The 23,491-nt window shown below is 60.6% G+C and carries 19 protein-coding genes; 10 read left to right on the top strand and 9 right to left on the bottom strand.

What is annotated here, in order from left to right; translation table 11 throughout:
• Nucleotides 1-4: 4 nt before the first annotated feature.
• Nucleotides 5-868: a DUF2125 domain-containing protein gene (locus HKD28_RS07210; protein ID WP_194267739.1), complete on the top strand. Its 864-nt coding sequence runs from the start codon at nucleotides 5-7 to the stop codon at nucleotides 866-868.
• Here the strand turns inward: HKD28_RS07210 and mfd are convergent.
• Nucleotides 857-4,378: a transcription-repair coupling factor gene (gene mfd, locus HKD28_RS07215; RefSeq protein ID WP_194267867.1), complete on the bottom strand. Its 3,522-nt coding sequence runs from the start codon at nucleotides 4,376-4,378 to the stop codon at nucleotides 857-859. The genes HKD28_RS07210 and mfd overlap by 12 nt on opposite strands.
• Nucleotides 4,379-4,450: 72 nt before the next feature.
• On the opposite strand from mfd, the gene recG reads away from it, so the two are divergent.
• Both recG and HKD28_RS07225 read left to right on the top strand, forming a co-directional pair.
• Nucleotides 4,451-6,580, top strand: coding sequence for an ATP-dependent DNA helicase RecG (gene recG, locus HKD28_RS07220; protein WP_194267740.1), 2,130 nt, complete (start codon nucleotides 4,451-4,453; stop codon nucleotides 6,578-6,580).
• 75 nt (nucleotides 6,581-6,655) lie between these two features.
• On the top strand, nucleotides 6,656-8,359 hold the full coding sequence (locus HKD28_RS07225; protein ID WP_235993360.1) for a putative bifunctional diguanylate cyclase/phosphodiesterase: 1,704 nt from the start codon (nucleotides 6,656-6,658) through the stop codon (nucleotides 8,357-8,359).
• A gap of 59 nt (nucleotides 8,360-8,418) precedes the next feature.
• Here HKD28_RS07225 and HKD28_RS07230 read toward each other — a convergent pair whose 3' ends face one another.
• Nucleotides 8,419-9,420, bottom strand: a complete 1,002-nt coding sequence (locus HKD28_RS07230) for a lipid A deacylase LpxR family protein (protein ID WP_194262069.1) — start codon at nucleotides 9,418-9,420, stop codon at nucleotides 8,419-8,421.
• A gap of 277 nt (nucleotides 9,421-9,697) precedes the next feature.
• Here HKD28_RS07230 and HKD28_RS16010 point away from each other — a divergent pair, with 277 nt between their 5' ends.
• A complete protein-coding gene (locus HKD28_RS16010; RefSeq protein ID WP_194262070.1) occupies nucleotides 9,698-10,393 on the top strand; it encodes a cold-shock protein in 696 nt (231 codons plus the stop codon).
• Between the two features lie 135 nt (nucleotides 10,394-10,528).
• Here the strand turns inward: HKD28_RS16010 and smpB are convergent, their stop codons facing one another.
• Genes smpB through HKD28_RS07255 form a run of 4 tightly spaced genes read right to left on the bottom strand, consistent with a single transcriptional unit; the run spans nucleotide 10,529 to nucleotide 13,525 of the window.
• Entirely contained in the window at nucleotides 10,529-11,026 is a 498-nt protein-coding gene (gene smpB, locus HKD28_RS07240) for an SsrA-binding protein SmpB (RefSeq protein ID WP_062031523.1), read from the bottom strand.
• Between the two features lie 8 nt (nucleotides 11,027-11,034).
• Nucleotides 11,035-11,928 carry a 4-hydroxy-tetrahydrodipicolinate synthase gene (dapA, locus tag HKD28_RS07245; RefSeq protein WP_194267869.1) on the bottom strand — a complete coding sequence of 298 codons (894 nt, stop codon included), beginning with the start codon at nucleotides 11,926-11,928 and terminating at the stop codon, nucleotides 11,035-11,037.
• Nucleotides 11,929-11,963: 35 nt separating this feature from the next.
• Nucleotides 11,964-12,800 (bottom strand): prephenate dehydratase, encoded by an 837-nt coding sequence (locus HKD28_RS07250; protein ID WP_194267741.1) that lies wholly within the window; start codon nucleotides 12,798-12,800, stop codon nucleotides 11,964-11,966.
• Complete coding sequence (locus tag HKD28_RS07255) at nucleotides 12,800-13,525, bottom strand: 3-deoxy-manno-octulosonate cytidylyltransferase (protein WP_194267870.1); 726 nt, start codon at nucleotides 13,523-13,525, stop codon at nucleotides 12,800-12,802. The genes HKD28_RS07250 and HKD28_RS07255 overlap by 1 nt, the downstream gene beginning before the upstream one ends.
• Before the next feature lie 75 nt (nucleotides 13,526-13,600).
• Here HKD28_RS07255 and HKD28_RS07260 point away from each other — a divergent pair, with 75 nt between their 5' ends.
• From HKD28_RS07260 to HKD28_RS07270, 3 genes are all read left to right on the top strand, one after another.
• On the top strand, nucleotides 13,601-14,389 hold the full coding sequence (locus HKD28_RS07260) for an inositol monophosphatase family protein (protein WP_194267742.1): 789 nt from the start codon (nucleotides 13,601-13,603) through the stop codon (nucleotides 14,387-14,389).
• Nucleotides 14,390-14,528: 139 nt separating this feature from the next.
• Nucleotides 14,529-15,779, top strand: a complete 1,251-nt coding sequence (serA, locus tag HKD28_RS07265) for a phosphoglycerate dehydrogenase (RefSeq protein WP_194267743.1) — start codon at nucleotides 14,529-14,531, stop codon at nucleotides 15,777-15,779.
• Nucleotides 15,780-15,829: 50 nt separating this feature from the next.
• Nucleotides 15,830-17,332, top strand: coding sequence for a YifB family Mg chelatase-like AAA ATPase (locus HKD28_RS07270; protein WP_194267744.1), 1,503 nt, complete (start codon nucleotides 15,830-15,832; stop codon nucleotides 17,330-17,332).
• Between the two features lie 3 nt (nucleotides 17,333-17,335).
• Here the strand turns inward: HKD28_RS07270 and metC are convergent, their stop codons facing one another.
• Nucleotides 17,336-18,547, bottom strand: coding sequence for a cystathionine beta-lyase (gene metC / locus HKD28_RS07275; RefSeq protein WP_194267745.1), 1,212 nt, complete (start codon nucleotides 18,545-18,547; stop codon nucleotides 17,336-17,338).
• Nucleotides 18,548-18,549: 2 nt separating this feature from the next.
• The gene (locus HKD28_RS07280) at nucleotides 18,550-19,386 is read right to left on the bottom strand and encodes a sulfurtransferase (RefSeq protein ID WP_194267871.1); all 837 of its coding nucleotides are present in this window, start codon (nucleotides 19,384-19,386) and stop codon (nucleotides 18,550-18,552) included.
• A gap of 129 nt (nucleotides 19,387-19,515) precedes the next feature.
• Between HKD28_RS07280 and HKD28_RS07285 the strand changes: the two genes are divergently transcribed.
• Nucleotides 19,516-20,595 (top strand): AI-2E family transporter, encoded by a 1,080-nt coding sequence (locus tag HKD28_RS07285; protein WP_099286437.1) that lies wholly within the window; start codon nucleotides 19,516-19,518, stop codon nucleotides 20,593-20,595.
• Nucleotides 20,592-21,218, top strand: coding sequence for an endonuclease/exonuclease/phosphatase family protein (locus tag HKD28_RS07290; RefSeq protein WP_062029707.1), 627 nt, complete (start codon nucleotides 20,592-20,594; stop codon nucleotides 21,216-21,218). Before HKD28_RS07285 ends, HKD28_RS07290 begins: the two co-directional genes overlap by 4 nt.
• Nucleotides 21,219-21,224: 6 nt before the next feature.
• Here the strand turns inward: HKD28_RS07290 and cls are convergent, their stop codons facing one another.
• The gene (gene cls, locus HKD28_RS07295) at nucleotides 21,225-22,637 is read right to left on the bottom strand and encodes a cardiolipin synthase (protein ID WP_194267746.1); all 1,413 of its coding nucleotides are present in this window, start codon (nucleotides 22,635-22,637) and stop codon (nucleotides 21,225-21,227) included.
• A gap of 131 nt (nucleotides 22,638-22,768) precedes the next feature.
• On the opposite strand from cls, the gene HKD28_RS07300 reads away from it, so the two are divergent.
• Nucleotides 22,769-23,491, top strand: coding sequence for an arginyltransferase (locus tag HKD28_RS07300; RefSeq protein WP_194267747.1), 723 nt, complete (start codon nucleotides 22,769-22,771; stop codon nucleotides 23,489-23,491).

Here is a 23,491-nt window from a genome sequence, read left to right on the forward strand (position 1 = left end):
TCCCATGTCCCTGCGCCTTACTTTACTCGCCGCGACTGCCGCACTCCTGACACCCATCGTGGCCAGCGCGAACACACCCGCTGGCCTTCCCGCCTCGTGTATGACTTATGAGCTGGGCGGCACCCAGACTACCGCACATGGCCTGACGGCCAAGACCCTGCATGCAGCGCTGACCGGAACGGACATCACGCTCGACATTCATGGCGTGACGCTCTCCGACCCTTCCGGCCATGTCGAGACCGCAACTCTGGAGCGTTTCAATGAAGTTGCCGCCTATGCCGCACTCAGCGCCTTTCGCGGCGGCATCAGTCCCGCCTGCAAGGACCAGAGCCTGACGATCAACAGCAGCGACATCCGTGGCGGCACTCCGCAAGCCACATGGGCGAATGTGACGCTGGCTCGCCCCGGTCATGATATGACGATCCGCAAAGCGTCGATCCAGGCGGTTCAGACGACGCCGGATCTGCGCCTGAAGGTTGAGGGCAGCGGCATCCACGACACCAAGCAGCCACTCATGCCCACGCAGCTTTCGGCGGATCTGACGGTTCAGGGCCTCGACACAGCCCGCCAGCAGATCACGATCAACGCCCTGCATGCCATTACGGGTAGCAGCGCCATCGACGGCAAGGGCACCATCGACCCCGGCCCCACCGCATCCACGTCAGCGGCGGACCTGCATATCGGTGTGACGAACGTCGATACTCTGATCGGACAGATCCGTGATACGGCCCCCAAGAAGGTCGTAGCCGCACTCACGATTGCCCGACTGATGGGTCGTCAAAACGGCGATACGACCCTGTGGGACGTTGGGCTGAGCGGCGGCGTCGTAACCGTCAACCGCATCCCGCTGCCGTTCTCAGTCCCCTGATGTCTCGACTTCGAGCTTGCGGATCATTTTGCATAGGACGGTCGTGACCTTCTTGGCATAGCCAATGCGGGTCGCATTCGTCATTTCGCGGATGACCGCAAGCTTGTGATCGGGCCGGATTTTTACGCCCGATTCCTTCTTGCGTGTCACCCAGTCGATCAGCGCAGCAGGGTTGCCAAACCGGTTGCGGCGGAACTGGATCACCATGCCTTTCGGCCCGGTTTCCAGACGTTCCACCCCGGCCTCGCGACACAGACGCTTGATCAGAACCACATCCAACAGATTGCCGACTTCCGGCGGAAGTGACCCAAAGCGATCCACCAGTTCCGCGCGCATCGCCTCAACCTCGGCCTCGTTCGTCAGCGACGCAATCCGGCGATACAGCCCCAGACGCACCGGCAGGTCCGGCACATAGGTTTCGGGGATCAGGACAGGCAGACCCAGAATGATGGTCGGGGTCCAGCTATCCTCTTCCTCCAGACGCTTGCCACGCTCACGACGCATGTCGATTACGGCGTCTTCCAGCATCTGCTGATAGAGTTCGATCCCGACTTCCTTGATATGTCCGGACTGCTCATCCCCCAACAGGTTGCCAGCGCCTCGCAGATCCAGATCGTGGGACGCCAGCGTGAACCCGGCCCCGAGCGAATCCAGCGTCTGCATGATCTCAAGCCGCTTTTCCGAGGATGCCGAGAGCGGGCGCGTCTGCGGCCAGGTCAGATAGGCATAACCGCGCTGCTTCCCACGCCCCACGCGTCCGCGAAGCTGGTAGAGCTGTCCCAGACCGAACATGTCCGCACGATGGATGATGATCGTATTCACGCTGGGCATGTCCAGCCCGCTTTCCACGATATTGGTGGAGAGGAGAATATCGTATTTTCCGTCCGCGAACTCCGTCATGACACGTTCAAGCTCGGTCGGCGTCAGGCGACCATGCGCCTGTACGGTCTTGGCATCCGGTACGATTTCCGCCAGACGCTCGGCCATCCTGTCCATATCCGCCAGGCGCGGCACGACACAGAAGACCTGGCCGCCACGGAAGCGTTCACGCTGAATGGCTTCACGGATCATGACGCTATCGAAGGGTGTGATGAACGTGCGGACCGCCAGACGGTCCGTCGGCGGCGTTGCGATCAGGCTCATTTCCCGCACGCCGGACAGCGAAAGCTGAAGCGTTCTCGGAAGCGGCGTGGCGGAGAGCGTCAGGACATGCACGTCCTCACGCAGCGCTTTCAGGCGTTCCTTGTGAGAGACGCCGAAATGCTGTTCTTCGTCGATGATCAGCAGACCCAGACGCTCGAATGCCACGCTCTTGGCCAGCAGCGCATGGGTGCCAACGACGATATCCACCGTGCCGTTCGCCATGCCCTCGCGGACCTTCGTGGCTTCCTTGGGCGTTACGAGACGCGAAAGCTGCACCACATTGACGGGAAAGCCCTCGAAACGTGCCGTAAAGCTTCGGAAATGCTGGCGGGCGAGCAGCGTCGTCGGCACCACGACCGCAACCTGCATGCCCGAAAGGGCGGCCACGAACGCCGCCCGCAACGCGACTTCCGTCTTACCGAAACCTACATCGCCACAGACCAGTCGATCCATCGGGCGCCCGGCGCTCATGTCTTCGAGCACATCCGCAATCGCGCGGGACTGATCTTCCGTCTCCACGAACGGAAAGCGCGCGCAGAACTCGTCCCACAACCCTTCGGCGGGTGCGAGCATTGGCGCATCTTTCATGGCGCGTGCCGCTGCCGTCTTGATCAGCTCGCCCGCCATGACGCGGATGCGGGATTTCATCTTGGCTTTGCGGGCCTGCCAAGCAGTTCCACTCAGCTTGTCGAGCTGAACCCCGGCCTGCTCGGAACCAAAACGGCTCAGAAGTTCGATATTCTCGACAGGCAGAAGAAGCCTCTGCTCCCCGTCGTACAGGATCGACAGATAATCATGCGCGACCCGGCCTTCCACGACCGTTTCAAGCCCGACATACCGCCCGATTCCGTAATCGGAATGAACGACCAGATCGCCTTCCGCAATCTCGCCGACCTGCGAGATGAACTGCTCTCCACGCTTGCGGCGGCGCGGCGGACGCGAAATCCGCTCGCCCAGCAGATCCTGCTCGGAGACGAAGCACATACGGTCCGAGACGAACCCGCGCTCCAGCCCCAGCGTCAACAGGCCGGTCGTGCCTTTCGGCATTCCTGCCGCATCCGGCCAATCGTCATAGGACGTGACCGTAACGCCATGTTCCGCCAGCAGATGCGAAATCCGTTCCCGTGAGCCCCGGCTCCAGGCCGTAACGTAGGTCCGCCGCCCGGCTTCGGCCCAGGTTTTCACCTGCTGTCCGAAAGCCTCAAACATCCCTGCCCGCGTTCCGTCCTTCGCACGCGCGAACAGCGGGCCGGGCCGATAACCTGCATCCACGCCGTGAGCCGTATCCGGCATGGCGAACGCATTGAGAATGACGGACGGCACATCCGCCAGCATCGATTCCCAGCCGTGCGTATCCAGATAGAGCCGGTGTGGCGGCAGCGGACGGTACGGGATTTCTCCTTCGCGCGTCGGAACGCGCCGGGCCTGATAATGATCGGCGATCATATCCAGCCGCGCCTTGAGGATCTCTGGTGCATGCTGGTCAAAACTGACTGCACCACCCGGCAGATAATCCAGCAGCGTTTCCATCTGATGGCCGTCACCGTCATGGAACAGCGGCAGATAGTGCTCCAGCCCCGGATAGCGCCGCCCATCCGAGACGTTTTCATAAATCGTATCGGACGTCGCCGCAGGGCCGAACGAATCGCGCCAGCCAGTACGGAAGCGGCTGATGCTGTCGGGGCCCAGCGAAAATTCGGACACCGGTCGCAACTCGAAGCGCTTCAGGGTCTCAGTGGAGCGCTGCGTTCCGACATCAAAGGCGCGGATGTTCTCGACCTCGTCTCCGAACAGATCGAGCCGGATCGGATCACTTTCACCCGCCGGGAACAGATCGAAAATACCGCCCCGTGTGGCGAACTCGCCCGCTTCCATGACTGTATCGGTCCGGGTGTAGCCATTGGCCACCAGCAGTTCGATCAGCATGGCCTGATCGAGGCTCTCGCCCGTCTTCACGCTGATGGACTGTCCTCGGAACGCCGAACGCGGAGGCACGCGCTGGATCAGGCTGTGCACGGTCGTCAGGACAATGCGCTGCGCCTTCGTGGGCTCCAGCAGGCGGCAGAGCGTCCCTGCCCGTTCGGCGATCAGAACCGGATTGGGCGAAACACGGTCATAGGGCAGACAGTCCCAAGCCGGCAGCCGCAGAACTTCGACTTCAGGCATGAGCCACGCCAGCATGTCGGCCAGCGCCGCTACGGCGGCGTCATCGCGCGCAACATGCAGCAGTGGTCCGTCATGCTCGGCAAGGCGCTGACGGAGAAGAAAGGCCACACTACCATCAGGCACGCCCCAGACGGTCGGTCCGAAAGACCGGTCAAAGGACGTTGTGGACATTTCACGGGTCATGGTTTCGTTTTGTTCCATCCTGCTCATGCCCTATACCTTCCGTTCCATCGCCTGTCAGCCCGAGGAGCACGGGAAGCGCCCGTTGTCACGATGCCGTCCGAACAGTTCCCGTCCCCTGCCGATCCCAACTCTGAGACAGAGCATGCGCTCGCCCCACTTTTTGCGCCGCTGACGAGCCTGCCCGGAATTGGGCCACGGCATGCCAGCCTTCTGGAAAAGATCGCCGGCGGACGAAAGGTGCTGGACCTGCTGTTCACCCTGCCCGAACGGGTGGTTGACCGGCGCATTCTGCGCACAGTTGCGGACGGACACAATCTCGCCCCCGGCGAAATCCTGACGGCGCATGTCCGTGTCGTTGCCCTGCGCAAGGCGGGGCGCCCCGGGCAGCCTTCCATTATCCGCACCGAAGACGATACTGGAACGCTCGACCTTGTTTTCTTCCAGACGCGCAACATGCCCAGCCCGACCGTAGGCGCTGAACTGCTGGTGTCTGGCAAAACCGGCAGCTTTCAGGGTGAGCTGACAATGCCGCAGCCCGATCATGTCGTGAGCTGGGCCAAACGCGACAGCTTCCCCTCGCTCGAACCCGTCTGGCCTCTCACCGCCGGGCTTTTCCCCTATACGGTCCGCAAGGCCATGCGCGCTGCTCTGGCTCTCCTGCCCGATCTGCCGGAATGGCTGGACCCGGCCCTCGTTACCCAGCGGAAATGGCAGTCCTTCACGCAGGCTCTGCGCCTGATGCAATCGCCGGAGATCATCCCGCCGGACGTTGCGTGGGAGCCGGTTCGCAACCGCGCCCTGTCCCGCCTTGCGGCTGATGAACTGCTGGCCGATCAGCTTTGCTTCGGGCTCGCGCGCCTCAAGGCCCGCGAGCGGCACGGGCGCAGCTTTCCCGGCACCGGTGCGCTTCAGGCCGAAATGCTCCAGCGCTTCGGACATAAACCAACTCACGCCCAGACCATGGCCATTGCGGAAATTGCCGCCGACCTCTCTGCGTCGACGCCCATGATGCGTCTGCTTCAGGGTGATGTCGGCGCGGGCAAGACTTTCGTCGCGATGAACGCGATGCTTCAGGTTGTGGAATCCGGTGCTCAGGCTGCGCTCATGGCGCCGACCGAAATCCTCGCCCGCCAGCATTTCGAAACGCTCTCCCGCCTCTGCCCGACGGAATGCACCTATCTGAGCGGTACGATCAAAGGCGCAGCCCGGCGCAAGGTGCTCGCGGCCATCGCGGATGGCACGGCAAGGATCGTCGTCGGAACGCATGCCCTGTTTCAGGACGGCGTGACCTTCCACGATCTCGGCCTCGCCGTCATCGACGAACAGCATCGATTCGGCGTTCGTCAGCGCATGAATCTGAGCGCAAAGGGGGAAGCGACGGACATTCTCATCATGACCGCAACGCCCATCCCCCGCACGCTCCAGCTTATGGAATGGGGCGAGATGAGCGTCAGCCGTCTGGACTCGAAGCCCCCTGGCCGCCAGCCGATCCGCACGACGCTGCACAGCATGGACTCGCTCGACAGCGTGCTTGCAGGCATCAGCCGGGCTCTGCGTGATGGCGTGCAGGTCTTCTGGGTCTGCCCGCTCATCGAAAATAGCGAAACACAGGCCGCGGCTGCCGCGGAAGAGCGGTGGGCTTCGTTGGAGCAACGATTTGAAGGGCTTGTGGGTCTCGCACACGGCAAACAGGACATTACCGTTCGTCAGGAAGCTCTGGACACGTTCCGTCTCGGCAAAACACGGCTTCTCGTCGCCACAACCGTCATCGAAGTCGGCGTGGACATCCCCAATGCGTCCGTCATGGTGATTGAACAGGCCGAACGCTTCGGCCTTGCTCAGCTTCATCAATTGCGTGGCCGCGTGGGACGCGGTTCAAAACAGTCCTTCTGCCTCCTGCTCCATGACCGGAGCGCCACGCCCACCGCTGTCCGGCGTCTGAGCCTTCTACGCGACACCAATGACGGTTTTCTGATCGCTGACGAAGACTATCGGATCCGGGGTGGTGGAGACATTGCGGGGGACCGCCAGTCCGGTCTTCCCGGTTTCCGTCTGGCACAGGGTGCCCGTCTTGCGCTGCTGCTGACCGCCATGCAGCAGGACAGCGAACGCGAAATCGTTCGCAACCCGCAACTCACTGGTGCGCGAGGCCATGCACTCAGAATTCTGCTCGAAATATTCGACCGCAACGACCCCGACAGACTTCTGATTTCCGGTTAGACAGAAAAATTCACACCGATATAATACTGTGAATTTATCAATAATGCGTTCAACCGAATTTCATGGAGTCTACGAATGATGGGCAGTCCGGCCAGAGACGTTCAGGAAAAGACGCTCCACGAATACTCTGGCTCCTCTCCGGACAGCCGATCCCTGCTCTTTCGTCTGCTTCTGGCCGCAACAGGCGCAACAGCGGTCGCATTTCTGGATATCCCGGAGAACGGAATACCATCCATTCTCCAGTCCGCAGGATCGCCCCCAGTCGCGCTCTACAAGCTGGACGCTGGCGAGATCATTCTCGCAGCCGAGCAAAAACGAAAAGGCAAAACCTTTTTCTCATGTCCGTTTTTCAAAGATTGGTCGCTCATCGGGCTTCCGATTACGAACAGATCCTATGACAGTCACCGCAGACAGTTTCTGATCGCCATTCGCCTGAACGGCAGCAGCTTCCTGCCGACGGCCGAAGATTCACTGCAGGACGTGGCCAGGCAGCTTGCCTGTGAGGTTACGGAGAACGCTGGAAAATCCTCTCTTCCCGATCGTGAGGAGAGTCTTCTTGTCCTGCAGCAGTTCATCGAAAGAACCGGGAAACTGCCCCGCCGCGCCGTTTTCAGCCTCATTCACCTTAATCTTGATCACCTTTCCCTAATCAACGATCGGTATGGATGGGACACGGCTGATCTTATTCTTGCGGAGATGATCCGGCGCCTGAAAGCCGTCCTGCCGGAAGGGGCTTTCCTCAGCTCGATCGGGGGAGGACATTTCATGGTCCTCACCCCGCCGGGGACAACAGCCGTCACGACCCGCACTCTGGTCAACGCCATTCTGCAGATTTCCAGCACTCCCGTTGACCTGGAGATGGGAGCTGTCCCTTTCTCCATCTCCGCGGGCTGGAGCGTCTATCCGCAGGATGCCGAAGATGCGAACCAGCTCATTCTTGCCGCACGCGCTGCCCTCACCGAAGCCAATCGGACCGGAGGGGGACATGAACGCCGGGCAAACGCAGAACTCACCAACACCTATACCGTCACGTCCAATCTTGAGCAGGATCTTCTCAAAGCCGTCGAGGACGACGCACTTTTCCTTAAATGGATGCCCATCGTCGATACGGAATCCCAGAAGATCGTCGGACATGAGGCGCTGCTACGCTGGACGCGCCCCGGACACGGCGAAGTCGCGCCGAACCTGTTCATCCATTACGCCGAAGAAGCGGGCATGATTGAAGCGCTCGACAGCTGGAGTCTGCGCAATGCCTGCCTGGCTGCATTGCACTGGCCTGCTCCCTTGAGGGTCTGCGTGAATGTCTCGCCTGTCTGGCTGGTCAACGAACGCCTGGCCCCCCTCATCGATTCAGTTCTGACCCAGACCGGCCTTCCGCCCGGCCGTTTGCAGATCGAGTTGTCCGAATGCCGACCATTCGGACCATCCGACATCGCTTTCCGTGAACTCTCCCGTGTTCGCGCATTGGGCGTGCGCCTCGCCATCGACGATTTCGGGGCAGGCTATTCTTCGCTGGAACGCCTGCGGACTTATCCGCTGGATCAGATCAAACTCGATCGGGCTTTTGTCCAGTATTTGGGCGAAGACATCCGCGCCGACGAAGTAATGTACGCCATTCTGTCACTGGCACGGTCCCTGAATATCACCTGCTGCGCGAAGGGTGTGGAAACCGAGCACCAGATGGCCCTGCTGGACGCCAATGGCTGCGAGGAAGTCCAAGGCTATCTTCTGGGCGCACCGGTTCGTGACAGTCACACCCCGCATCCTGCCCTGACATAAAAAAAAGCCGCCTTCCTTTTCATGGAAGGCGGCCTTTTCAGATCAGCGGTCTAAATGGGTCAGAACTTCACGGACAGCTTGAGCGATCCATAGTTGAACAGGCCGGCCTTCTGAGTCTGGAACTGGGCTGTCTGCCAGTTCTGGCTATAGGACAGGCGCACACCATGCCACATCACCGCAACACCGGCATGAACCTCACCCACATCCCATATCTTGTTCACATGCGGCGCATTCGGGCGGACCGTACTGCCCTGAAGCGTCACGTCATATCCCACGGCCTGACCTTCAACACCGCCATAGAAATACCAGGCGAAAGGACGAGTCGCGCGGAACGCATCCGTTCCGTCCAGCCCCGGTCCGATTGTCGCATTGCCGAAATCGCTGTCGAGACCCTGACCGATGCGGAACGTCGTCGCCACATCGGCATAGGTCCGGTAATCACCAGCAGCACCCGAGATCGCGGGCAGCACATCCGCGTGAATGCCATAGACATTCAGGACCGGCAGACGCCAGATCCGTCCCGCCTGAACCTGAAAGATCGGCTGATTCGCAAGCTGATGGCCCCAGCCCGTGCTCGGGGTGTCGCTGATAGCCTTGTGAAACCCGTTCTGGACCTGACGCCCGAGTCCTGCCGGGCCAAGCATGCCGAACTGGATTCCCGTAACAGTCCGGGAAAGATCGGTATCGTTGATGAGGTTGACCGTTCCGAGCAGCAGGCCCGCATAAGGACGATCACCCTGAGGCGGATTGTCGGCCTGCGTATCGCGGGGCGTATCAATGATCTGCTGTAAACCGATACTGATGCGCTGAACGCCTTCTCCCATCAGGATGCGGTTCAGCTTGGCAATCGGGCGCGGCAGATTATCGGTTCCGGACGTCCAGTTGATGCGCAGACCGGACGTATAATACTGATCCGACGTGCCTTTCAGCGTGGAGATTGCATCATTTTCACCCTGAATGGTCCATGTTCCATACGGGTCCTGCAACGGTGTTGCCATAGCAGAGGAAGACAGCGCCAGCACGGCAGTGGCTCCAATGGAAAAAGTCAGTCTGCTTCGCATGGGCACCTCTGTTACGTGCGGGATCCGGGACCGCAAAGTACTGGAAAACGTGTGTATGTCATTTCCACGACCGAAATCAAAGTGTCGACCGGACACTTCACAATCTTAAAATCAGCGCGAGTTATGTTTCAGCCTGACATTCCCTGTGGCAGAGAAGGAAAAAACCGTGCTACAGCTTATTGCAGGAGAAAAGCAGCATCGTTTTTTTCCAAATTTTTGAAATTACGTCACGACAGGGTCCGCCCTATCATGGCACCCCAGTCTCGGGATTAGACCGTTGAGAAACAACAGAACCGACCGCAGCAGCTTCAACTCACCTCGCCGCGGCGGGTTTGACGACACATACTCGTCCCAGCCGTCCTATGGCGACCGTGGTGGCTTTGGTGGTGGAAATGGTGGCGGTGGCGGCTACGGCGCTCCTCGTCGCAGCAACAGCTTCGTCGCAGCTTCAGGCCCGGAAATCAGCTCCCGCGTGAAGTGGTTCAACACCGAAAAGGGCTTCGGTTTCGTTGAACTGTCCGATGGTTCGGGCGACATCTTCCTGCACGCCAACGCTCTCACCAATGCCGGTGTCAGCGCCGTGAACCCGGGTGCAACCGTCGTGGTCCGCATCGGCCAGGGCCCGAAGGGTCGTCAGGTCGCTGAAGTTCTCTCGGTTGACGAGAGCACGGCAGAAGCACCGCGCCCGCGCGCTGCTTTCGGCGATCAGCCCCGTTTCGGTGGCTCGGCTCGTCCGGGCCGTCCGGCTCCGGACCTGTCCCGCGCTGAAGATATGCGTGGCACGGTCAAGTGGTACAACGCCACGAAGGGCTTCGGCTTCATCACGCCGGAATCCGGTGGCAAGGACATTTTCGTCCACGCTTCTGCTCTCGAGCGTTCCGGCCTGCCGACGCTTGACGAAGGCCAGACGATCAACGTCAAGGTTGTTCAGGGCCAGAAGGGTCCGGAAGCTGCTGAAATCAGCGCTGACTGAATGACCCGGACTTCGGTCTGAGTAAAAAAAAACCGCTGCCAGCTTCTGCTGCAGCGGTTTTTTTGTGCCCAAAATTGCGGGCGCTGTCTCAGGCCATAAAAAAAGGCCGGATCTGATCCAGCCTTTGCGGGGTTCTTACCCGTAATCCTTACCACTACTGCGGACCAGCCTAGCCTTGTCCCGCTTCCAGTCCCGCTCGGCAATGGCGTGCCGCTTGTCTTCCTTGCGACGTCCCTGACCCAGACCCAGCGTCACTTTCGCCATTCCACGATCGTTAAAGTGAATATCCAACGGCACAAGACTGGCCCCCGCACGACTGACCGAATCCAGAAAATGCACGATCTGTTTGCGGTGCATCAGGAGTTTGCGTGGTGCTCGCGGCTCGAAACGCGAGAGCACACCGCCCTGATATTCCGGAATATAGGAATTGAAGAGCCAGATTTCGCCGTCACGCTCAGCCGCATAAGCCTCCGTAATGGTCGCGCGTCCAAGACGAAGGCTTTTAACTTCCGGCCCCTTTAGAACAATCCCGGCTTCGGTCGTCTCCAGAATCGTGTAGTCAAACCGACCTTTGCGATTCTGCGCGGCAATGCCGTGAGAAATCATGCCGCTCTTGGTTTTCTTTCCCGCCATACCTGCACTCAGTCCAGAAGCTCAAGAGCACGCAGGGCTTCATCAACAGCCAGACGAGTCGCTCCCTGAGGCTCGACCAGCGGCAAACGCAGGGTTGCACCGCACAGACCAAGCCGTGACATCGCGTACTTGACCGGCCCCGGATTGCTTTCCATGAACATCGCATCATGGAGCGGTGTCAGATGATCCTGGATGGCGATCGCATCTTCGATCCGCCCTTCCTGCCAAGCCAGATGCATGTCCGCGCACAGATGCGGCACAACATTCGACGTCACGCCGATACATCCGTCGCCTCCCGCAGCGAGGAACGACAGAACAGTATTGTCGTCACCAGAAAGCTGGTTGAAGGATTTGTCCACTGCCCGACGTACCGAGATCGGCCGTGCCATATTGGCCGTAGCGTCCTTTGTTCCGACGATATTGGGATGTTCTCCCAGACGCGCCATGGTCGCCACCGAAATGTCGACAACAGACCGACCCGGAATGCAGTACAGGAAAATCGGCAAGGGCGTTGCATCCGCAATCGTCATGAAGTGGCGATACAGCCCTTCCTGCGACGGCTTGTTATAGTATGGCACCACGACCAGCAGACTGTCCGCTCCGACGGAATGAGCGTGTTTCGCCATCAGGACGGCTTCAGACGTGCTGTTGGAGCCAGCACCTGCCATGACGCGGACCCGACCATTCGCCGTCTCGACACAGTGCGCGACAACACGGCTATGTTCTTCGTGCGAAAGTGTGGGGCTTTCACCTGTCGTTCCAGCGGGGATCAGTGCCGTTGTACCAGCGTCGATCTGGCGTTCGATCAGCTTGGCCGAGACGTCGAAATCAATCCGCCCGTCCGTATGCATCGGGGTCACCAGAGCCGTCAGCGATCCCTGATACATGCTCGTGTCAGCCATTGTTCCGTCTTCTGTCATGGGTTCCTGTCCTGCCGTCACGCGGCGTGCCGTGAGAGGCTGCTTGGGTAAACACCCAGAATTCTGAGATCATCGCTGACCTGCTCCAGTTCTGCGAGCGCACTGGCCAGTGCTGCCTGCTCGGGATGCCCCTCGACATCCATCAGGAACTGCGTCGCCGTGAACGAGCCGTCCAGCATGTAACTTTCGATCCGCGTCATGTTGATACCATGCCGGGAAAATCCACCCAATGCCGCATAGAGCGCACCCGGACAGTTTCCGACCCGCATCAGGAGCGTCGTCAGAACATCTGTGCGTTCGGGTGAAGGAATGCAAGGCTTGCGGGAGACACGATAAAAGCGCGTCGTGTTGTGAGAGGCATCTTCCACATTGCTCCGCAGCACCGTCAGTCCGTTCAGATCGGCCGCAAGGGAGGAGGCAATGGCCGCGTCTTCTTTCCGTCCCCACTGAGCGACCATTTCAGCCGCGCCCGCCGTGTCGAACTGCACCACTGGCTCCACGCCAAGCTCGCTGACCAACTTGCGAACCTGCCCCAGAGCAACCGGATGGGTGTGAATGCGCCGGATATCTTCGATCGTCGCTCCCGGTACACCCAGAAGACAATGCTCCACGCGCTGGAAATATTCCCCGACGATATGAAGCCCGGCGTCAGGCAGCAGCGAATGAATGTCCGGCACGCGCCCGGCGAGCGTGTTTTCGCAGGCCAATAACGCCTCATCGGCCCGGCCATCATGCACGGCGTCAATCGCATCGGCAAAAGTCGGGCAGGGCAGCGTTGTCCAGCCCGGACGCGCCTGACGGCAGGCCAGATCGGAATAGGCGCCCGGACGGCCCTGAAATGCAATGACCGGCATCAGACCAACCCTCTCACATGCTCAAGATCAGCAGGCGTATCCACCCCTTGGGGGGCATGGTCAATCCTTGCACAGCCGATCGTCATGCCAGCCTGTAGCGCACGAAGCTGTTCAAGACTTTCCCGACCCTCCAGAGCAGACGGCGCAAGAGCCACGAAACGCTCCAGCGCGGTCCGGCGCCAGGCATAGACGCCCACATGATGCCAATGCGGCCCGTCACCCCATGGAATGGGCAGACGCGAAAAATACAGTGCCCGCGTCACATCCGTCCCGTCAAAATCACACGCAATCTTGACGACCTGCGTAGCATCGCGCTCGGCATCGCTCGTAACCGGCGCGGCCAGTGTTCCGATATCGATCGCCGGATCTTCAAGCGGTTTCAGAACGGCAGTCAGGCTGGAAGGCGCAATCAGGGGCAGATCGCCCTGAAGATTGATGACCACATCATGATCGCCATCGGGATCCACGTCCGCCAAAGCGGCATGAACACGATCTGAGCCGCTTGCCAGATCCGAGTCGGTCAGCACGCCCCTTACGCCGGATATCCCTTTGACGGCCTCCAGAATTTCCTCGTCTCCCGCCGCCACGACTACAGGGCCGATCTGCGCCGCCAGAGCCTGACGGGCGACCCGGACGATCATGGGGACGCCACCAATATCAGCGAGGGGCTTGCGCGGCAGGCGGGTGGAAGCAAGTCTGGAGGGAATGACGATGATCGGATGCATGGCTCCTCTGATGCCGCCCGCCACCACGGGCGTCAATCTCATGCAGCGCTTACAGGACAGGAATAGCCACAAATCATGACTGAAAACGTGCTGCAAAGTGCCATTGATGCCGCAACGGCCTGTGCGGATATCGCCCGCAAGACCGTCCTGCCCTATTTCCGGACATCCCTGCGCGCCGATGCGAAATCCGATGACAGCCCCGTCACCATCGCGGATCGTCAGGCGGAACAGGCCATGCGCGACGTTCTCGCAGAGCGCCTGCCGGAACATGCCATTCTCGGGGAAGAAAGCGGCATGAGCGGCACGAATGGCGACTGGTTGTGGGTTCTCGATCCCATCGACGGCACCCGTGCCTTCCTAACCGGTCGTCCTACTTTCGGCACGCTCATTTCCCTTTTTCATAAAGGTCGTCCTGTGCTCGGACTGATCGACCAGCCCGTAACCGGGGAACGCTGGATTGGTGTTTCGGGGCGGCCCACGCAGTTTCTGTCCGATCGCCTGCCCGGAACCATCGGCACCCGTCCCTGCCCGAACGCCGCCGAAGCAGAGTTGTCCTGCACCGCCCCGGAGATCATGACCGCCGCTCATGCGCCACGTTTTGCCAATCTGCAGAAACACACCCGCCGCACGTCCTGGGGCGGAGACTGCTACGCTTACGGCCTTCTTGCGCTTGGTCAGATCGACGTCATTGCGGAATGCACCATGAATCCATGGGACTGGGGCGCGCTCGTTCCGGTTGTGGAAGGTGCAGGAGGCCGCATTACGGACTGGCAGGGACAGAGCCTGACGCTCGAAAGTGACGGCACCGTCCTCGCCTGTGGAGATGCAACCCTGCTTCCCGAACTCGTGCGCCATCTTTCCTGAAACCCGCTGATCGGCTAGGGAGGGGGCCCCGGCGAACGTGGCGGCAGACAGCAGCCGGGGCCGGTCTGGTCACGGCCAGATCTGGTGAACCAGTTTGAATTGAAACCGGAGCCTTCCGGTTCATGACCGGGACGGATTTATGGAAACGCAGTTCTCTCTCCCCAAGAACAAGATCCGCATTCTTCTTCTGGAAGGCATTCACGAAAGCGCCGCTTCCCATTTCGCCGCAGAGGGCTATGCAGAGGTCACGCGGGTCAAGGGCGCGCTTGAAGGCGATGCGCTGAAAGAGGCCCTTCAGGGCGTGCATATGGTCGGCATCCGCAGCCGGACCCAGCTCACGCGCGAAATCCTTGAATCCGCAGACCGCCTCATGGCCATCGGCTGCTTCTGCATCGGCACCAATCAGGTCGATCTGAATGCTGCCCGCATGCTCGGGATTCCCGTCTTCAACGCGCCCTTCAGCAACACCCGTTCCGTGGCCGAACTGGTCATGGGCGAGGTCGTGATGCTGCTCCGTCGCATCCCGTCGCGCTCGGAAGCCTGCCATAAGGGCGGCTGGGATAAATCCGCCACCAATGCCTGGGAAGTCCGCGGCAAGACGCTCGGTATCGTCGGCTATGGCTCCATCGGATCGCAGCTTTCCGTCCTGGCCGAGGCTTTCGGCATGCGCGTCCTTTATTTCGACGTCATGCCTCGTCTGCCGCACGGCAATGCCATCGCCGTCCCGACCCTGCATGACCTGCTGGCCGAGTCCGATATCGTCAGCCTCCACGTCCCGCAGACACCGGAGACCGATCTGCTGATCGGAGAGACGGAAATCCGGGCCATGAAGCCCAATTCCATCCTGCTCAATAACGCGCGCGGCAATGTCGTGGACCTCGACGCCCTCGCCGCGGCCCTCAAGGACGGCCATCTCATGGGCGCGGGCGTGGATGTGTTCCCCGTCGAGCCCAAGAAGGCTGGCGAAGAATTCAAATCCCCGCTTCAGGGTCTGGAGAATGTCATTCTCACGCCGCATATCGGCGGCTCCACCATGGAAGCGCAGGAGCGCATCGGCGTTGAAGTCGCGCGTAAGCTGGTGGATTATTCCGACGTGGGCTCCACGATCGGTTCGGTCAACTTCCCCAGCGTCCAGCTTCCCGAACGCCCGCGCGGCACGCGTTTCATGCATGTCCACGCCAATCGTCCCGGCATTATGCGCCAGATCAACGATCTGTTTGCGGCGCAGAACTGCAACGTGACGGCCCAGTACCTCCAGACGGATGGTGAAGTGGGATATGTCGTCGTCGAAGCCGAGTCGGAAGGCCCGGACATGGACACGAAACTTCTCGACGGGCTCAAGGCGCTCGATGGCACCCTCCGTGCCCGTCTGCTGTACCAGCGTTCCTGAGGCCTTTTCCGTTAACCAACGGGAAATAAATTAGGGCTAGGATTTGTCTTATGACGAGTCCCAGCCCGCATGCACCTGCCCTCGCCCGTATCCAAAGCTTCGCATTCTCGGGCATTGAAGCCATTCCGGTCACGGTCGAGGTTCAGGTCTCCAGCGGCCTTCCTGCATTTCTCGTCGTGGGACTGGCAGACAAATCCGTCGGTGAGGCGCGCGAACGTGTCCGCGCAGCCTTGACGGCCATGGGGCTGGCACTGCCGCCCAAACGCATTCTCGTCAATCTCGTCCCGGCCGATCTTCTCAAGGAAGGCGCGCATTTCGATCTGCCCATCGCACTTGGGTTGCTTTGCGCTATGGGCGTTCTGTCTTTTGAGGCTGTCTCGGCCTATGCCGCCGTTGGCGAACTCTCATTGGATGGGCGGATCAACCCCGTTGCTGGTGTTCTTTCGGCTGCCATCGGCGCCGTTGCGGACAAACTCGGCCTGATCTGTCCGATCACGCAGGCTCTTGAAGCACGCTGGGGCAATGGGAGCACGGACGTTCTCGGTGCGCCGACGCTTGCCGCTCTCGTCTCCCATTTTCAGGGGCTACAGATCCTGTCTCCGGTACCGCTGCCAAGTGAACAGGTTCTCGAATACGGACCGGATCTGGCGGACGTCAAAGGGATGGCGCTTGGACGGCGCGCTCTGGAAATCGCCGCCGCAGGAGCGCATTCCATGCTCATGAGCGGACCGCCCGGTGCCGGAAAGTCCATGCTCGCCAGCCGTCTGCCCGGTATTCTTCCCAATCTGACACGTGAAGAAGCGCTTGAAACCAGCCGGATTCACAGTGTCTCCGGCATCCTACAGAATGGGAGACTGGTCGTCCGGCCGCCCTATCGTGCGCCGCACCACAGCGCGAGCCTTCCCGCAATCGTCGGAGGCGGCGCGAAGGCCCGGCCCGGCGAAGTCAGTCTTGCCAATAACGGCGTCCTGTTTCTCGACGAGTTGCCGGAATTTTCACGCTCCTGTCTGGAGTCCCTGCGTCAGCCCATCGAAACTGGCAGCATTTCCATCGCCCGCGCGGCCCATCACACGACTTATCCCGCGCGTTTTCAATTCATCGCCGCCATGAACCCCTGTCGCTGCGGCTATCTGGGCGATCTGGAGCGAAGCTGCCGTAAGGCACCGCGTTGTGGCGAGGATTACACGGCCAAGATTTCCGGCCCGATGCTCGACCGTATGGACCTCTGCGTCCAGATCGAGCCGCTCTCTCCGATCGAAATCAGCCGAGCCCCGAAAGGCGAGAACAGCGCCACGGTTCGCGCCCGTGTGGAGACTGCCCGCAAACGTCAGATCGACCGTCAGGGCGTTCCGAACTCACAGGCGTCCCCGGACGACCTCGACATGGACGATGACGCCCGCTCTCTCGCCGAACAGGCTGCCGAAAAGCTGCGCCTGTCCAACCGTGGCATCACGCGCCTGATCCGGGTCTCCCGCACCATTGCCGATCTGGAAGGAACGCAGAGCATCCAGCGCCATCACGTCGCTGAAGCCCTGACGTTCCGCCGCCGCTAAGGTTCAGAACTGAAGGCCATCCAGTCCACGCGCCAGATCGGTCTTCAGGTCCTCAACGTCTTCAAGCCCGATATGGAGGCGGAAGGTTGCGGATGTCGGGCCGCCCTCACCCGTGACGCGCCGGATATGCCCGGTCGTCGGCAGGACGAGGCTTTCATAACCCCCCCACGACGCCCCGATCCCGAACAGGCTGAGTCCGTCGATCATCCGTTCGGTCGCTTCGACGGAAATGCCCGGCTGAAGCTCCACCCCAAACAACCCGCAGGCACCCGTAAAGTCCCGTTTCCAGAACTCATGCCCCGGACAGTCTTCAAGCGCCGGATGCAGAACCCGCGCGACTTCAGGGCGCGCTTTGAGCCACTGCGCGATGTCCAGAGCAGACCGCGCCTGATGCGCCAGCCGCACGCCCATCGTCCGCAGGCCGCGCAGCGTCAGCCAGCAGTCATCTGGCCCCGCGCACTGTCCGAGCTGGATTGCTGCATCACGCAACGTTTTCCAGTGCGCTTCGTCATTGACCGTGACCGATCCCATGATGACGTCCGAATGCCCGGCGGGGTATTTCGTCAGGGCCTGAATCGACACGTCCACACCATGAACGAAGGGCTGAAACACGCCGATCCCCCAGGTGTTGTCCAACATCAAAAGCGCACCCGCCTCATGCGCCACTTCGGCCAGCATCGGCACATCCTGCACCTCGAACGTATGACTGCCCGGGCTTTCGGCAAACAGAATCTTCGTCTCGGGGCGGATGAGCGCCTTGATTTCGGCGCGTGAAGCCATGGGCGGATAATAGGTTGTCACTACGCCCAGCCGCTGCAGCATTGTCCCTGCAAAACGTCGCGTGGGGCCATAAACCGAATCGGGCAGAAGCAGGTGATCACCACAGCCGAGAAACGCCAGAAGCGGCATCGTACACGCCGCCAGACCTGAATTGACGACCTGCGTATGTGTTCCGCCTTCGATCAGGCTGAGCATTTCCTCAAGCTGGTGCTGGATCGGCGATCCCATCGCCCCATACACCGCCTTGTGCGCGTGGCTGCGTCCGTCCGTCCTGTTCATGGCCTCCAGCGTCGGAAACAGGACCGTCGAACCCCGGCTGACCGGCGCGTTTACGAACTCCCCCGTTTCGGGAAGATCATGCGAGCGTCCCTCCCGCACCAGCATGGATGCCATCCGGCCCCATCCCGCGCTCACCCGCTGCTCCAGATCACTCATGCTCATGCCTCTCCCGTCACAACCGGCGCGTCGGGATCGCTCCCCCATTCCGCCCAGGACCCATCATACAAAGCCGCGTCGTCATAACCTGCGATTGCCAGTGCCGCCACGATCGTTGCAGCCGTCAGACCAGACCCACAGCTTGCAATGACTGAGCGCCCTTCGGCAGAAGCCAGAATCTCTTTAAGTTCAGACGGCGGTAGAAAACGGCCATTTCTGTCCACAAGGCGCGTCCAGTCCATGCTCTGCGCGCCCGGCATGTGACCGCCCCGTACGCCCGGACGGGGCTCCGGCACTGTCGCAGCGAAGCGGCCCGAACTTCTTGCGTCCAACACCAGCACATCGGGCCGTTTCAGCGCCTGACGCACATCGCCCGTGCCAGCCAGAAGCTCGTAACGAGGACGGGGACGAAAACTTGCCGGTTCGATTGCGGGGGGTGCACCGCTTTCAACCGGACCGCCCGCCTTCACCCATTCCTCAAGGCCACCATCCAGAATCCGCGCATTCCGATGCCCAAAGAGCCGTGCAAGCCACCATCCACGACAGGCGCCCACGCTTCCACGGCCGTCGTAAAAGACGATCGGCGTCTCCTCGCTCACGCCCAGTTCACCCATCAGCCGGGCGAACCGTGCCGCACCCGGCACCGTATGAGGGAGCGGACTCTCTGGATCAGCAAAGACGTCGATATCGAATCGTCGCGCACCCGGAAGGTGCTGCGCGACAAATGCGGAATCGGGATCGCCCTTCTGCCCCGGCAAAAGCACGCTGGCATCAAGGGGAATGAACCGGCCGACCTCGAGGATCAGGGTCGCGGCATCAACAAGTGGCGAGATCGTCATGATCACACCATAGGTCGAGGGATGCGTCCGGCGCCAGAGCGTGCCAATGTGTCGTTCCATGAGCACGCAGCCCACACCGCCATGCCATCCGTGTCGTCCGTCTCTTTTCAGACAGGAGCGCATCCTCGCATGACGACCGAACGGATTATCCTAGGCTTGGTACTAGCGGGAATCGCCTATGGATGCGGCATTATCCTGTGGCCGTTTCTCTCGGCCATTCTGTGGGCGGCAATTCTCGCCTTTACGACATGGCCAATCTATCGGCGTATGCGCCGCCATGTCCGCCCCGTTCTGGCAGCCCTTGCCATGATGGCCCTGAGCGCCTTGTTCATTCTGGTCCCGATGACAGTACTGACCAGCGCGGGCATCAACGACATTCCCGGCACGATTTCGGAAATCGACACCCTGATCCTGCATGTCACCAGCGCGAACCCGCCCCCGGAATGGATCAACCGCATCCCCATGGCAGGCCCGCATCTCGTGAATGCGTGGCATCATTTCAGCCATGATGTCGGCGCTTTTGCGACCGAAGTCCTGCGCCCTTATGCCGGGCAGATCGCGCATCTCACCCTGACGGTTCTTCTGCGGTTGGCAAGCGGTCTCGCTGAACTCGTCATGGCGCTGTTCGTCGCCTTCTTCCTGTGGCTGAACGGCGATACGCTCGGCAACACCATCGCGGCCCTGATCGACCGTATCGCTGGCCCGCAGACCACGCCACGGCTCATCAACATCATTGGCCGCACCGTGCGCGGAACGGTCTATGGCATCCTCGGTACGGCGCTAATCCAAGGCGTGCTGACCGGAATTGGCCTGATGCTGGCAGGAGTGCCTTCTCCGGTTCTGTTGGCGGGCATCACCGCTTTCGTCGCGGTCTTCCCGATCGGTGCGCCTCTGGTCTGGGTGCCAGCCGCCATCTGGCTGGGCATGACGCATCATGTCGGGCATGGGCTGTTTCTTGCGACTTATGGCGTTCTCATCATCTCCGGCGCCGATCACATCATCCGTCCCGCCTTCATCGCCCGCGGTGCCCAGCTTCCCTATCTGCTGACCGTCCTCGGTGTTCTGGGAGGCATCGTGACCTTTGGCGGCGTCGGCATTTTCCTCGGTCCTGTCCTGCTGGCGGTCGGCTATACCCTGACCAGCGAATTTGCCGCCGGTCCCCATCACCGCGGGCGTAACCCTCTCTATCTGTCGGAGCCTCCGAAATGACGGCGTTTCCTCAATCCGGAGCCTCTTTCAAGATCCTGAGCTGGAACCTCTATCGCTGGGAAGGTGCCTCGCTTGAAGACGTTCTGACCGTCATCCGCGCAGAAAATCCGGACATCGTCGTGATGCAGGAGGCGCAGGAGGCCGTCGACGAACTCCCCGAAATCCTCGGCGGCTATTACGACCGCATCCCGCTTCCCGGCCGTCCGCATGGTACGGCCTGTTGGAGCCGCCTGCCCTTCACCCGTCCGCCGTCATTCTGCCGCCTGCCGCGTGGCCTGCTGGTCAAACGTACGGCACAGCTTATTGATTTCGGCAGCTTTTCCCTTGCCAATGTCCATCTGTCTCACGGCCAGTTGCTCAACCGGCGGCAGCTTCGCAGCATCAGCACCAATATGCGCCACCGCGCCGTCATCATGGGCGATTTCAATCTGGTCGGCCCTGTCCTGCTTCCCGGATTTCTCGATGTCGGTCCGCAGGAAAAGACGCATCGGATGCTGAACCATCTTCCGCTGCGGCTGGACCGATGCCTCGTGCGCGGACTGGCGCGCATGGAGGCCCGTGCTCTGCCGCGCTTCGGCTCAGATCATCGCCCCATCTGCGTTACCCTGAGGCTGGGCGCCTGACACCTCTCAGAGATACGGCAATAGAAGCCTGACGGCGTTATTGCGCATCCGGATCAGGAACGGCTTGCTGTCCAGATCATGATGGGTCAGCCGGTTGCGGCGATGCGTTTCCATGAATGTGGCCAGTTCTTTCGCCACGTCCCGGTCATAGATTTCCAGATTGATCTCGAAATTCAGTCGCAGGGAGCGCATGTCGATATTCGCACTTCCGACAAAGCTCCATTCATCATCCACGACCATCAGCTTGGAATGATTGAACGGCGGGTCCGCCATCCAGATGCGGCAGCCCGCATCCAGAAACTGCCGCAGATTGGCGTCCCGCGCATGATCGATCAGGGCATGATTGCTGCTCTTGGGCACGACAATATCAATCACCACGCCCCGAAGGGCCGCGAGAACAAGTTCCGTCGAGAAGCGGTCATCCGTCAGGAAATAGGGCGTCATTACCCAGATATGGCTTCGCGCCAGTGAGAAAGCTTGCAACATCCCATATTCGATCTTTTCCAAATCCGTATCCGGGCCTGACGTGACGATCCGCATCGGCACATCACCCACCGGCTGCGGCTCAGGCAGATAACGCTCGCCTTGAAGTTCTTCGCCTGTGGTGAACGACCAGTCCCATGCGAACGCGACTGCAAGCTGATGCACGATCGGCCCTTGCAGACGGAAATGCGTATCCGCCACCGGCAGTTTCGTCCGCAGGCGGAGCATGTTCTCCTCGCCAATGTTCAGGCCGCCCATGAAACCGATAGTGCCGTCCACTACGAGAATCTTGCGATGGTTGCGCAGGTTGATGAACGGCATGCGCCACGGCCAGACCGAGTGCATAAAGCGCGCACAGGCCACACCCTCACGTCGCAGACGGCGTTCGATGCCACAGCGGAAATAACCGCTCCCGATCCCGTCCACCAGAACACGGACCTCTACACCCCGCTGCTTCGCCGCCACCAGCGCCTCCGCAAAACGCTGACCGACTTTGTCGTCACGGAAAATATAGGAGCACAGAATGATCGACGTCTTCGCCTGTCCGATCGCCTCCAGCATCACGGGATAGGCGTTGTCTCCGTCATGCAGACAGGTGATGGAGTTGCCCCGCATCAGGGGTCGTTCCGTCAGACGGCCGAGCATTTTTGAAAGTGGCGCCAGAGTTCCGTCCACGGTCTGCCGGTACTGCGCCAGCGGATCGCGCCCTTCCCACAGATGACGGTTCACCATTTTCTGCGCCCGGCGCCGGACGCGATTGATGCCGAACATCAGATACAGAACCGTACCCAGAAACGGCGCAATCCAGCAGATGCCGATCCATCCCGTGCAAGACGCCGTGTTCCGCTTGTGAACGAGGGCATGAACCGTCACGAAAAGAGGAAGAACCCAGCGCAGGATCTGCACGAGAAAATGGAAAACAGTCCAGTGCAGCATAAATTTCCCTGTTATGGACGATCCGTGCGGATCATCTTTCGTCATCCTTTCGCAAAGATCGTAGATGCGCCATCCCCTCTCCTTGCGATAGGATCATCTTTCAGCCCGTCATCTGAAAAGGAGAGCGTTCCATGCAGCACCGCCCACAGCTCTTCTACACGACGGCTCCGGCTCCGTGCCCCTACCTGCCCGACCGGACAGAGCGCAAGGTTCTGACCGAACTGGCTGGCCCCGATGCCGTTGCCTTACATAACCGTTTGTCACAGGCGGGGTTCCGCCGTAGCCATGCCATCGCCTATGCGCCCGTCTGTGTCGGCTGCCGCGCCTGCACACCCATGCGTATTCCAGTCGCAACCTTCGCCCCGACCCGGACCCAGAAAAAAATCAGCAGTCGCCATAGTGATCTTATCGTCAACATGGTGCCTCCGGTTCCCACCGACGAGCAGTTCCGCCTGTTCGAGATGTATCAGGCTGTCCGCCATCCCGATGGCGACATGGCCCATATGTGCTGGCGCGATTATGTGGAACTGATCGCCAACACGCCGGTCGAGACGTTTCTGGCCGAGTTCCGTCGCCCCGATGGAACGCTGGTCTGTGTCAGCCTGACCGACTGCCTCTCGGATGGACTGTCCGCCGTCTACACGTTTTATGACGTCAACGATCTGACGGCATCTTGGGGAACGTTTTCGATCCTGTGGCTGATCGAACAAACCGCCCGGATGGGGCTGGAGCACCTGTATCTAGGCTATTACGTCCCCGGCAGCCCAAAGATGGCTTATAAAGCCGCCTTCGGGCCTGCCGAAGTTTTTCGGGACGGGCACTGGAGCCTGCTGGCCGGGACACTCCCGGCCTAA

Origin of the sequence: Gluconobacter cadivus (assembly GCF_015244745.1) — a bacterium.
GTDB lineage: Bacteria > Pseudomonadota > Alphaproteobacteria > Acetobacterales > Acetobacteraceae > Gluconobacter > Gluconobacter cadivus.